This window comes from Gottfriedia sp. NPDC057991, from assembly GCF_042886615.1.
In the GTDB taxonomy this organism is placed as follows: domain Bacteria; phylum Bacillota; class Bacilli; order Bacillales; family Bacillaceae_G; genus Gottfriedia.
This window is the reverse complement of record NZ_JBHVQN010000001.1, coordinates 665,023-677,497: the sequence shown is the minus strand read 5'-3', so window position 1 is coordinate 677,497 and position 12,475 is coordinate 665,023. Positions and strand designations below refer to the sequence as shown.

Below are 12,475 nucleotides of genomic sequence, written 5' to 3'. Positions count from 1 at the left end.
ACTCAACAGTTATGTATTTCTACCAAAAACGTTTAATTAAAACGTTAACTGAGGAAGAATTTCGTGCTGGCTACCGTAAAGCTCAGCTAATTGACTTACGTGATCAAGAAGATTTTAAGAACGGCCATATATTAGGTGCTCGTAATATTCCGTTCGCACAATTAAAAACGCGTTCAAAAGAAATCCGTAAAGATCAGGCAGTCTATTTATATGATCAAATGGGCGTTCGTCCTGGACAAGCTGCACGTATTTTACGTAAACAAGGTGTAACGGAACTTTACCAACTTAAAGGCGGCTACAAACTTTGGTCTGGTAAAATAAAAAAAGGTTTATAATCCACATTTAATTTAAATGAAAAAACTACTTCATTTTTGTGAAGTAGTTTTTTGCGTTTTATGTAGAAGTCATAAAGACCAAAAACTCATTATTCTTTATGAGTTTTTGGTTTAGCGTATTTCTCGCCTTTTGTATCTACCTTTATGGACTCGATGATGACTGGAGTAACAGGTTTTTCCATTGAATCCACTTCAACTGCGTCAATCTTCTTAACAATATCGATTCCTTCTGTTACTTTACCAAATGAAGCATATTGCCCATCAAGGTCAGGTGTATCGTTTGCCATTATGAAAAATTGACTTCCAGCACTATTTGGATCACCAGTTCTTGCCATAGATAGTACACCTGTTGTATGTTTTAAGTTGTTTTTAAAGCCGTTTGATGTAAATTCGCCATCAATTGCATATCCTGGACCACCGCCACCAGTTCCCTGAGGATCGCCACCTTGAATTACGAAGTCTCTAACAACTCGATGGAATGTTAATCCATTATAAAAACCTTTGTTTGCTAGTGAAATAAAATTATCTACTGTGTTTGGTGCAATATTAGGATATAATTCAGCTTTAATAACACCATAATCCTTTACCTTTATTGTTGCTATTGGTAATTTTCCATGTTTTTTACCATTTGCAGATTTTTCATTATTGTTACCACATGCTGCTAATAAGCTGATAGTTAATACAATACAGCTTATTAAAATTGCTCTAATCGATCTTTTTAACATTTTTACTTCTCCCCCTCTTTCATTTTTTAGTTTACCAAATTTGACCATGCATTTTCTATAGTTTCGAAAAATTGGGAATTTTTACACAGACCGAATTATATCACTTAAATATAAAAAACTGCTATTCAAATATGAACTGAATAACAGTTTCCTTTAATTGATTTACCCAACTCGTTTAGATGGTTCTTCGATTTTATTTTTTGCAAATGGAAACCACCAATTCCATTTTCCAAATAACTGCATTAAGCTTGGAACTAAAACTAAGCGAACGATTGTAGCATCCAAGAAAATGGCTATAGCAATCCCGATTCCCATCTGTTTAACAGGTACCATATCTGTAAATGCAAATGCTCCTGTAATAACAATCATAATGGATGCTGCTGATGTGATGATTCGGCTCGTTGATACTAATCCTTCTCTTGTTGAATAAGTATTATCTCCCGATTCATAATATAGCTCTTGCATTCTCGACATTAAAAATACTTCATAGTCCATACTTAAACCGAAAACTAATCCAAAGACAAACACTGGCAAAATCAACATGATATCAGATTGAGGTAAGCCAAAATTACCACCTTGGAATAGCCAAGTAATGATTCCAAACGTTGCACTTAAAGATAATACATTCATTAATATCGCTTTGATTGGAATGATAATGGACCTAAATGCAATCATTAATATGATAAAAGTACTAACCATAATCACAAGTAAACCGTATACAATATTATCTGTAATCTCATCAAATAATTCTTGTTCAAATTTCACTTGGCCACCGACAGTATAATCAAGTCCCTCAATTTTCCCATTATATTTATCTTCAAAATCTCTTACCCATTGCTTTCCTTTTTCTGATTTAGGATCAGAATTCAAGAATACTTGAATATAAGTTTTATTCTTTTTAATATAGGCATCAATCGCAGGCTGAATTTTTGATGCGTTTGGAGATTTTAAAGCAGGTAATAATTGCTGAGCGTTTAAATTAACTGAATTCAACACACTTTTAACTTCATAAACATTTTTGTCATCTTCAAGCTTTTTCTGTATCTTATCTAATGCGTTTACATTATTTTGTTTTAAAAAATCAGAATTGGATTCTAAAACAATTGAGACTGTGCCGTGTTTTTGAGCTTCCGGAAGAAAAGCTTTTTGATATTTTTCATAATTAATTCTTGACGTTGCATCTTTTGGTAATGCATCAATTGTAGGTATATTTAAGTGCACATCCCTGATTGGAATGACGAATAGTCCTAAAATGATTAATGATGTTAGTGCCATGATGATTGGTCTTTTCATTACGAAATTTGCAAATTTTCTCCAAACTGCTTGTTGTTGGTCTTGGCTTCGATTCGCAATCGATTTTAACGTACCTTTATTAATATTTTTACCAAGAGCTGAAAGTACTGCTGGTAGTAGAGTTAATGATAAAAACAAACTAACTAAGACTACAATAGCACCACTTATTGCAACACTTCTAAATAGATCAATATTTATGAAGTACAGGGCTGATAATCCAATAAATACACAAATACCAGAAAAAATAATCGCTCTTCCTGCAGTTGCAAACGTTACACTAATTGCTTCTTTCACTGTTGAATGATTTTGTAATTCAGTTTTATAACGGCTTACGAATAATAACGCAAAATCGATTGATAATGCTAATCCAATCATCGGTGCAACATTTAAGACAAAGATTGATAAATCAACATGCTTACCTATAAAGAATAAAATTCCAAAGGTACTTAAAATACTGATCATACCGATTATGATTGGAATAGCAGATGCAACTAAACTTCCAAATGCAAAAAATAGAACGATAAACGCAATTGGTACACCGATCATTTCTGCTTTCTTTAAGTCTTCTTGACTAGTTTTATTCATTACATCACTAATGATTGTAAATCCCGTTGTTCCTACCTTTACCTTATCATCTGAAAATGACTCTACTTTTTTTGCAAATTTATTGTTTAGATCAACAAGCTTATCGTGATCCTTCTCATTGAATAAAAGAGATAAGTAAGCAATATTATCTTTTTTCATACCCGGATTCGTTAGAGGGTGATGAAATTGTTGTATATTCTTTTCTTTTTGAACTTCCTTCACAATCCGTTCAATATCAGATTGGAATTCGACGCTTGTGGCACCCTTTTTTCGCTCAAGTAAAATGATGAGTGAATCTGGCGATTGTTCAAATTCTTTTTCTAATACATTCTTAGCTTTTTCATATTCTCCAGGTGTTCTAAAACCATCACCATCTAAAATGCCAGGTAAATGCTTCGAATAAATACCTAGAACGATTGAAAATACAGCTAAAATTGCAATAACAATATATCGGAATTGATAAATCGATCGACCCACCTTTTTCCAAGCACTATTTTCACTTACTGTACTTTTCATTTTTCCACTCCTTATTTACATATCCTACCAATATCTTATCAAACTGATGTAAATTCGCCTATTGATTTATATTTTGAGTCAAAAATAAAGAAAGAAAATACTTAATTCCGAACATTGGCCACCACGTCGAATTAACTATCTCGATGCCAATTTATCTTTTCTTAATATGTAAAAAAACGCCCATAATATAAATCAATTTGATTTATATTAGAGCGTTAAAATTTTGAAACTATGATTGCGATGATGATTCCAATTAATGCTCCAACAACAACTTCATATGAAGTATGACCTACTAGTTCATTTAATGCTTTGTAATTTTTAATTCTTCCATGAAAAAAATCATTTAATAACTTTGCATGTTTACTAACTGCCAATCTTACACCTGAAGCATCATACATAATAATCGTAGCAAAAATTGCTGAGATTGCGAAAGTAACATTTTCAAATCCTTCTGTTAATCCAACACTTAACGCTAATCCAGTAACTGTTGAGGAATGTGAACTTGGCATACCACCAGAAGCAAAAAACTTAGATATATCAAATTCTTTTTCTTTAAATAAATGGATAATGACCTTTAAAAACTGCGCAATAAACCACGCTATTACGGCTGAAATTAATGGTTCGTTATGAAGTATCGTCAAAACGTGCCTCCTTTAGGTGTAAATAATTGTTATTCCATTATTATCTTTCTTAAATAATTGTATATTCATTTATAGCTCATAAGAACAAAATAATTTTTGTTAAATATTAAATTGCAAAACAGAGTTTTACTTTTGTACCAATATTATTAGTTCACTGATTTATTTATCATAATGGATTTTACTAATAATTTCCATATATTTGACATATATGGAAGAACTTCAATCACTTAATACAAAATTAAGAAATATATAAATTTTAAATAAATTATCATTTTTGAAATTGACAATCCATATAATTCTGATAGACTTAGTTGTAATTAAATTCTAGGAGGAAGCTCATGAGCCAAACCAACGACTTAAAACCCATCATTGAGGTCGTGGAATCGTTACTTAATGGTTTAAGATTTGGAACAATCACATTAGTCGTTCAAGATGGGAGAATTATTCAAGTAGAAAAGCAAGAAAAAATACGATTAAAGTAAATAAGTTCCTGCTGACTAGAAAAACTAGAGGCAGCTCAAGTCTACGTATGAAAATGTAGATTTGAGCTGCCTTTTCTTTTTAGGATAACTTGGCTTCTATAGTCAATTGGAGGAAAGAAAATGAGATTTGAAAATTGGAACGTGAAAAGCATTCCTGACTTTTCGATTGATAATGAAACAAAAGGTGCACTTGAAGTACTCGAGTGGGCTTACAAAACCTATGGTGATGACCTAGTTTATGCTTGCAGCTTTGGAGTTGAGGGAATCTTATTAATTGATTTAATTTCAAAAGTAAAACCTGATGCAAAGGTTGTTTTCTTAGAGACCGGACTACATTTCAAGGAAACTTATGAATTAATCGACCGCGTGCAAGCTAAATATCCAAGCTTACAAATAGAAAAGAAAACACCAAGTCTGACTTTAGAAGAGCAAGCAAGTATTCATGGAGATGAGTTATGGAAACGTGAACCAAATAAATGCTGTAATATTCGCAAAATCCTACCACTTCAAGAAGCTCTAAAGGGTGCCCCAGCATGGGTGTCAGGCTTAAGAAGGGAACAATCTCCTTCACGACAAAAAACAGAATTTCTTAATCTAGATCATAAGTTTAACCTGGTTAAAGTTTGTCCCTTAATCCATTGGACTTGGAAGGAAGTTTGGCGATATGTATATTACAAAAATGTCCCATACAATCCATTACACGATATAGGGTACCCGAGTATTGGTTGTGAGGTATGTACATTACCTGCTTCAAATTCTTCAGATAGTCGCTCTGGTCGTTGGTCTGGATCACAAAAAACTGAATGTGGGTTACATGATTAGTTGTCTATATTAGATGCTAAAAAATGAAAGTTTATTCTTACAAACTATTAATATAGGAAAATTTAAGGAGTGTTTAGAAATGAGTTTAGACCCTCATGGCGGAGTCTTAATTAATCGGTTTAATCCAGAAGTTACTGTTAAAGATGGTTTGAAGGAAATTCCTTTAGATTTAATTGCGTTAAGTGATCTAGAGTTAATTGGAAATGGAGCTTATAGTCCCCTTACTGGTTATTTAGGAAAAGATGATTATGAGCAAGTCGTAAGCACATTGAGATTAAAAGACGGGACTGTGTGGAGTATTCCAATAACCCTTCCTGTAAGTGGACAATTAGCTAGCAATCTAAAACTAGGAGAACTAGTTAAACTGACTTGGGAAAATAATGTATTTGGTTTATTAAAGATTGATGATATTTATACACCTAACAAATTACTTGAGGCACAGTTTGTTTATGGTACAACTGACACAAACCACCCTGGAGTAGCAAAAATGTATTCTCGTGGTGATGTTTATTTAGGTGGAGAAGTAACTGTTATTAGACAAATTAATCGTACTCAATTCACTGAACATTATTTAAGTCCAAAAGAAACAAGAGAAAAATTTGCATCATTAAATTGGAAGAAAATAGTTGGGTTTCAAACTCGTAATCCAGTTCATCGTGCCCATGAATATATTCAGAAAACCGCACTTGAAATTGTGGATGGTTTGTTCTTAAATCCATTAGTTGGAGAGACAAAATCGGACGATATTCCTGCAGAAGTCCGAATGAAAAGCTATAAAGTATTACTCCAAAACTATTATCCAACAGATCGTGTATTTTTAGCAGTATTCCCTGCCGCAATGCGATATGCAGGACCAAGAGAAGCTGTATTCCATTCGATTGTTAGAAAAAATTACGGCTGCACACATTTTATTGTTGGTCGTGATCATGCTGGTGTTGGTAATTATTATGGAACTTATGATGCACAAAAAATCTTTCAAAAGTTTTCACAAGATGAAATAGGAATCTCTCTCCTATTCTTTGAAAATAGTTTCTATTGCTCAAAGTGCGAAAATATGGCATCCACCAAAACATGCCCGCATAGTAGCGAACATCACGTAACGTTATCCGGTACGAAGGTTCGTGAAATGCTAAAAAAAGGTGAAATTCCTCCTTCTGCTTTTAGTAGAAAAGAAGTTGTTGAAGTACTTATTGAAGGTTTGAAAGAACCTGAATCAATTTCTGTAGAATAGGAGTAAAGTTAAATGTCTAAAAATATCGTTTGGCATCAGGCTAGTATTTCAAAAGAAGACCGTCGTCAAAAAAACAATCACCACAGCTGTATTTTATGGTTTACTGGTTTATCTGCTTCAGGTAAATCGACGATTGCTAACGAGGTTGCAAAAGCATTATTCCATCTTAATGTTCAACAATACGTATTAGATGGTGATAACATTCGTCACGGTTTAAACAAAGATCTAGGATTCACTGATTATGATCGAACTGAAAACATAAGACGAATTGGTGAAGTAGCAAAACTCTTTGTTGATAACGGGCAAATTGTCTTAACGGCTTTTATCTCCCCATTTATTGCTGATCGAAATATAGTTCGATCATTAGTCGAACAAAACGAGTTTTTTGAAGTTTACGTAGAATGCTCCGTTGAAACTTGTGAAAGTAGAGATCCGAAAGGACTTTATAAAAAAGCAAAAAATGGTGAAATTCAAAACTTTACGGGCATTAGCTCTCCGTATGAGGCACCAATAAATCCAGAAATTACATTAAATACTGATAAGCAATCTGTACAAGAATGTGTTGAAACAATACTGCAATTTTTAAAGAGTAAAAATTATATTGGGTAAGGTGATGTTCGATGGCATTTGAAAAAATTTGGAAAGACAATCTTAAGCTAAATGAAACTGAAAAAAAGAAACTCGTTAAGGATGGACTTAAAATTTATGATGACATCCCCTACTATGCTAAAAATGGGTTTGAATCAATTCCAAAAGATCAATGGGATTTATTCAAGTGGGCTGGATGCTATTTACAAAAACCAAAAGAAGCCGGATATTTTATGATGCGAGTGAATGTTCCGTCTGGCATATTAACACATGAACAGCTTATAACATTAGCAGAAATCGCTCGTGATTATGGTCGAGATGTATATGATATTACAACTCGACAAGCGATCCAATTTCATTGGTTAACTATAGAACAAATACCAGATATTTTCACTCGTTTAGAAAAAGTAGGTCTATCTAGTGCTGGTGCATGTGGTGATATTACACGTAATATCGTTGGAAATCCACTTGCAGGGATCGATCCAAATGAATTATTTGATACTACACCTATTGTGAAGGAAGTTTATGAATTCTTTCAGTTTAATGAAGAATTCTCTAATCTGCCTAGAAAATATAAAATGTCGATCAGTACAAATAAAAATAATGCATCGAATGCAGAAATTAACTGCATTTCATTTATTCCAGCTATTAAAGAAATTAACGGCAAGGAAACTTCTGGTTTCCATTTAAAAGTTGGTGGTGGTCTATCTTCCGCTCCACATTTAGCTCAAGAACTGGATGTATTCTTGTTACCAAATCAAGTGAAAGAAGTTGCAATCGCCGTTACAACAATCTTTAGAGATTATGGCTACCGTGAGAAACGCCATCACTCTCGTTTAAAGTTTTTAGTCGCTGATTGGGGCGTTGAAAAGTTTAAAGAAGTTTTAGAAGGATATACAGGTAAGCTATTAACAAAAGGAACTGGCTATGAAGAGTCATGGAATGCAGGATATTTTTATGGTGTTCATCCACAAAAGCAAGAAGGACTAAGTTATGTTGGATTAAGTATACCTGTTGGAAGATTGCATTCTAAGGAAGTTTTTGAGTTAGCTAGAATTGTAAAAAAATACGGTAATGGTGAAATACGTAATTGTAATTCACAAAATTTAATTTTGCCAAATATTCCAGCAGAAAATATTGATGAATTATTGAAAGAACCAATACTTGAAAAATTCACACCAATACCGCCAAAAATTATTGGTTATTCTGTTGCTTGTACAGGAAGTGAATACTGCAATTTAGCTTTAGTAGAAACGAAAGCTCGCATGAAAGAAACAGCTTCTTATTTAGATGAAAAAATTACTTTAGATGTACCTGTTAGAATTCATATGGTTGGCTGCCCTAACTCTTGTGGTCAAAGAGCAATCGCTGATATAGGACTTCAAGGAATCAAGGCTCGTAATCAGAAAAAAGAATTAGTAGAGGCTTTTGAGATCTATGTAGGTGGTACATTAGCCAACGGTGGTAAATTAAATGAAAAATTAAAAGGGAAGGTTGAATCCCCTGCCCTTCACCTAGTATTAGAAAAATTCTTACAGCACTTTAGTGAAAATAAACTACCTTCAGAAACCTTTTTAGATTATGTATCAAGAGTTGGAATTGAAGAATTACAATCCTATTTAACTTCCATTCTTGAAACTGTTAATGCATCTTAAAGAAAGTCGGTGACATATGTTTTTATATCGATTTGAAGCATCAATCGAAAGCCGTATCGTTCCTATTGTTATATTAGCAAGTGATGATGAAAAAGCATTTAAGCTTGTTGATACAGAACTTGAAAAGTTTTATGTTAAAAAACCGGACGTTAAAGAACTACTAATGTATGAAAAAAAGAAAGTTAGTCAAAGTGGTGGATTTGTATTAGATTTAGAAGTTTTAAGTAAACGATGATGATGAGGTGTGTGGAATGATTGGAAAAGTTTATTTAGTTGGTGCTGGACCAGGGGATGTTGATCTAATTACAGTAAAAGGACTAAAGTGCATTCAAAATGCAGATGTCATTATATATGACCGACTAGTTAATAAGGAACTATTAGAGTATGCAAAAGAATCTGTCGAGTTAATATACGCTGGTAAACTCCCAAACTACCATGCATTAAAACAAGAAACAATAAATGCTTTCTTAGTGAAGTATGCAAAAAAAGGAAAAAACGTAGTTCGATTAAAAGGTGGAGATCCTTTCATTTTTGGTCGTGGTGGTGAAGAAGCAACTTATCTTGTAGAACGTGGTGTCTCCTTTGAAATCGTTCCTGGCATTACATCAGGTATAGCAGCTCCAGCTTATGCTGGTATACCTGTCACCCATCGTGATTATAGTAGTTCCTTTGCTTTTGTAACAGGTCACTGCAAAGAAGAGGATACAGTTAAATGGGCCTCTTTAGCAAAAGGCATCGACACACTAGCAATTTATATGGGAGTTAATAACTTACCATATATTCGTCATCAACTAATATCAAATGGAAAACATCAAGACACCCCCGTTGCGCTGATACATTATGGTACTACTGAACAACAGCGAACGATCATTAGTACATTGAAAAATGTAATATCAGACGTTGAAAAAGAAAAAATAACCAATCCTAGTATGATTATCGTAGGAGAAGTAGTTAATTTACACCATCAATTACAATGGTTTGAGACTAATTATAATTCTATGAATGAACATAGAAACGTTAATTATTCTTCTCTTTAAATTCTCACCTAGAATAAAATGAGGTGATTTAGAATGGATGCAATCTTATATATTTGTCATGGAAGCCGTGTAAAATCGGCTGTCCATTCAGCCATACAATTTGTTAAAAAAATACAAAAACAAATTGATTACCCTATTCAAGAAATTAGTTTTATTGAACTCGCAGAACCATCAATTTCAGTAGGATTAGAGAATTGTTTGCGTAAAGGAGCAAAATCGGTAACTGTATTGCCGGTTTTACTCCTTTCTGCAAATCATGCAAAGGTGGATATTCCTCTTGAAATCGCGAAATTTCAAAAGGAATATCCACAAATAGAAATAAAAATTGCCACTCCAATCGGAATTCACAAAAACATGATCGAATTAATTCAAAAAAGAATAAATGAAAAGGTTAAGCATTTAATAAAGCCAACTAAAATTCTGCTAGTTGGTCGTGGAAGTAGTGATCCATTAACGATAGATGATTTCAATACAATCGTTAAACTTCTTGAAACAAATTTAAAACATCCTGTTCTCCCCGCTTTTATGGCAGTTTCAAAGCCGTCGATTCAAGATGCTTGGAATCAACTATTGACTGAAAAAAATCATCAAGTAATAATCGTTCCGTATTTATTTTTTTCAGGAACTCTTATGAATGAATTAAAAGATAAAATAAAATCGCTACCTGTAGAATTGCAAAATAACTGGATATTATGTGAAACCTTAGGATACGATCACTTAATTACATCAATTTTTACTGAAAGATTACTTGAAGCTCAAACAAAGGAATTATATGCTGCAATTAAATAAAAGCTCTTGTTCCCTCAATTAGAGAACAAGAGCTTTATTTTTAGTTTATTTACTAGCAACTTTAATAAAATTTGTTGGTTGGTAAGTTGGAAGAGTTTGTAAAAATCGATTAATCCTTTTTGTAGCTTCAATTAATTGATTTAATGAAGTTGCATAAGAACATCGAATATACCCTTCACCACAATCTCCAAAAACATTTCCCGGGACGACCGCTACTCTCTCTTTTAATAATAATTGTTCAGCAAACTCCTCTGATGTTAAGCCAGTATTCTGTATTGATGGGAATACATAAAAAGCTCCACCTGGAAGATGACATGATAATCCAATTTCTTGAAGAGATTGCACTAGGAAATTACGACGTTGCATATAACTGCGTCTCATTTCTTCTACATCATGATCTCCATTTCGAAGTGCTTCAACCGCTGCATGCTGTGACATAGTAGGTGCACACATAATTGCATATTGATGAACTTTAAGCATATGGGAAATAATGTCCGAAGGTGCTGCAACAATTCCAAGTCGCCATCCTGTCATTGCAAATGTTTTAGAAAATCCTGAAATTAAAATTGTATGGTCTCGCATTCCATCGATATTTGCAAAACTTGTATATTCGCCATCATAAACAAGTTCAGCATAAATTTCATCAGAAATAACAATTAAATTATGTTTTTTAACAAATACGGCTAAATCCTCTAATAATTCTTTTTCCAGTAAAGTACCAGTTGGATTATTAGGATTACAAAGTAAGATCGCTTTTGTTTTCGGTGTAAGTTTCTTTTTCAACGCTTGAAGATTGATTTTAAACTCTTCTTCTCCTGTCGTTGCTAAATGAACTGGTACACCGCCTGCTAGTGAAACTAAAGGAGCATACGAAACAAAGCACGGATCAATAACAATTACTTCGTCTCCAGGATTTAGAATTGTTCTTAAAGCAATATCAATCCCTTGACTTGCCCCTACAGTTATAATTATTTCATCTTCTGGACTATAATGCACATCAAATTTCTTAGCAAAATAACGACTTACTTCCTGACGTAATTCTAGCAGTCCAGCATTTGAAGTGTATGCCGTATGTCCTGTTTCTAACGAATAAATACTTGCTTCTCTCACATTCCAAGGCGTGACAAAATCAGGTTCACCTACCCCAAGTGAAATGACATTATCCATACTAGCCGCTAAATCAAAAAACTTTCGAATCCCTGATGGTTGTAGTGTAGTTACTGTATTTGATAAATTAAATTTACTCATGGTGTGATCACCATACGCTTATCACTTTGTTTTTGACCGTATACGATACTATCATGTTTATAACGTTTTAAAATAAAATGGGTAGTCGTTGATAATATAGATTCTAAAGTCGATAGTTTTTGGGATACAAATGAAGCAATTGATGTCATTGTTTTTCCTTCAACTACAACAGATAAGTCATATGTACCTGACATTAAATAAACTGATTTTACTTCTGGGTATAAATAGATCTTTTCAGCAATCTCATCAAACCCTACCCCACGTTTTGGAGCTACTTTTACATCAATCATAGCAGTTATACTTTCTTGAACTGGCACTTTCCTCCAATCAATAAGCGTAATGTATTGAAGAATAATACGATCGTTTTCAAATTTTGTTAATATATCAGCTACCTCTTCTTCTGTAGCTCCAATCATTTTTGCTATTACGTCATTACTTAAGCGTCCATTTTGTTCAATACACTGAAGTAATTGTATTTCTTTTTCTGTCATATTCTTATACTCCTTATGTATTCCATTTTCAGGAATT

General features: G+C 33.3%; 14 protein-coding genes. 9 read left to right on the top strand and 5 right to left on the bottom strand.

Annotated elements, in window-relative coordinates; all coding sequences use genetic code 11:
- The first annotated feature begins 11 nt into the window (after positions 1 to 11).
- Positions 12 to 335 (top strand): rhodanese-like domain-containing protein, encoded by a 324-nt coding sequence (locus ACFVR2_RS03320; protein ID WP_084006937.1) that lies wholly within the window; start codon positions 12 to 14, stop codon positions 333 to 335.
- Between the two features lie 89 nt (positions 336 to 424).
- On the opposite strand, the gene ACFVR2_RS03315 is transcribed toward ACFVR2_RS03320, so the two are convergent.
- The 3 genes from ACFVR2_RS03315 to ACFVR2_RS03305 all read right to left on the bottom strand — a co-directional run bounded on the left by ACFVR2_RS03315 (position 425) and on the right by ACFVR2_RS03305 (position 4,095).
- Positions 425 to 1,060, bottom strand: coding sequence for a peptidylprolyl isomerase (locus ACFVR2_RS03315; RefSeq protein WP_387358882.1), 636 nt, complete (start codon positions 1,058 to 1,060; stop codon positions 425 to 427).
- A gap of 162 nt (positions 1,061 to 1,222) precedes the next feature.
- The gene (locus ACFVR2_RS03310; RefSeq protein ID WP_387358880.1) at positions 1,223 to 3,454 is read right to left on the bottom strand and encodes an MMPL family transporter; all 2,232 of its coding nucleotides are present in this window, start codon (positions 3,452 to 3,454) and stop codon (positions 1,223 to 1,225) included.
- 215 nt (positions 3,455 to 3,669) lie between these two features.
- Positions 3,670 to 4,095, bottom strand: coding sequence for a divergent PAP2 family protein (locus ACFVR2_RS03305; protein ID WP_387358878.1), 426 nt, complete (start codon positions 4,093 to 4,095; stop codon positions 3,670 to 3,672).
- Between the two features lie 338 nt (positions 4,096 to 4,433).
- On the opposite strand from ACFVR2_RS03305, the gene ACFVR2_RS03300 reads away from it, so the two are divergent.
- The 8 genes from ACFVR2_RS03300 (at position 4,434) to ACFVR2_RS03265 (ending at position 10,699) form a co-directional block, all read left to right on the top strand.
- Positions 4,434 to 4,577: a YezD family protein gene (locus ACFVR2_RS03300; protein WP_056475111.1), complete on the top strand. Its 144-nt coding sequence runs from the start codon at positions 4,434 to 4,436 to the stop codon at positions 4,575 to 4,577.
- Positions 4,578 to 4,697: 120 nt separating this feature from the next.
- Complete coding sequence (locus tag ACFVR2_RS03295; RefSeq protein WP_387358876.1) at positions 4,698 to 5,399, top strand: phosphoadenylyl-sulfate reductase; 702 nt, start codon at positions 4,698 to 4,700, stop codon at positions 5,397 to 5,399.
- Positions 5,400 to 5,478: 79 nt separating this feature from the next.
- Entirely contained in the window at positions 5,479 to 6,630 is a 1,152-nt protein-coding gene (gene sat / locus ACFVR2_RS03290) for a sulfate adenylyltransferase (RefSeq protein ID WP_387358874.1), read from the top strand.
- Between the two features lie 12 nt (positions 6,631 to 6,642).
- Complete coding sequence (cysC, locus tag ACFVR2_RS03285) at positions 6,643 to 7,239, top strand: adenylyl-sulfate kinase (protein ID WP_387358872.1); 597 nt, start codon at positions 6,643 to 6,645, stop codon at positions 7,237 to 7,239.
- A gap of 11 nt (positions 7,240 to 7,250) precedes the next feature.
- Complete coding sequence (locus tag ACFVR2_RS03280) at positions 7,251 to 8,873, top strand: nitrite/sulfite reductase (RefSeq protein ID WP_387358870.1); 1,623 nt, start codon at positions 7,251 to 7,253, stop codon at positions 8,871 to 8,873.
- A 16-nt stretch (positions 8,874 to 8,889) separates the two neighbouring features.
- Positions 8,890 to 9,108, top strand: a complete 219-nt coding sequence (locus ACFVR2_RS03275; RefSeq protein ID WP_098428819.1) for a DUF3906 family protein — start codon at positions 8,890 to 8,892, stop codon at positions 9,106 to 9,108.
- A gap of 16 nt (positions 9,109 to 9,124) precedes the next feature.
- Complete coding sequence (gene cobA / locus ACFVR2_RS03270) at positions 9,125 to 9,910, top strand: uroporphyrinogen-III C-methyltransferase (protein ID WP_387358868.1); 786 nt, start codon at positions 9,125 to 9,127, stop codon at positions 9,908 to 9,910.
- Positions 9,911 to 9,943: 33 nt separating this feature from the next.
- Positions 9,944 to 10,699, top strand: coding sequence for a sirohydrochlorin chelatase (locus ACFVR2_RS03265; RefSeq protein ID WP_387358866.1), 756 nt, complete (start codon positions 9,944 to 9,946; stop codon positions 10,697 to 10,699).
- A 45-nt stretch (positions 10,700 to 10,744) separates the two neighbouring features.
- Here ACFVR2_RS03265 and ACFVR2_RS03260 read toward each other — a convergent pair whose 3' ends face one another.
- Positions 10,745 to 11,947, bottom strand: coding sequence for an aminotransferase (locus ACFVR2_RS03260; RefSeq protein WP_387358864.1), 1,203 nt, complete (start codon positions 11,945 to 11,947; stop codon positions 10,745 to 10,747).
- The gene (locus ACFVR2_RS03255; RefSeq protein WP_387358862.1) at positions 11,944 to 12,438 is read right to left on the bottom strand and encodes an Lrp/AsnC family transcriptional regulator; all 495 of its coding nucleotides are present in this window, start codon (positions 12,436 to 12,438) and stop codon (positions 11,944 to 11,946) included. The genes ACFVR2_RS03260 and ACFVR2_RS03255 overlap by 4 nt, the downstream gene beginning before the upstream one ends.
- Positions 12,439 to 12,475: the final 37 nt, after the last annotated feature.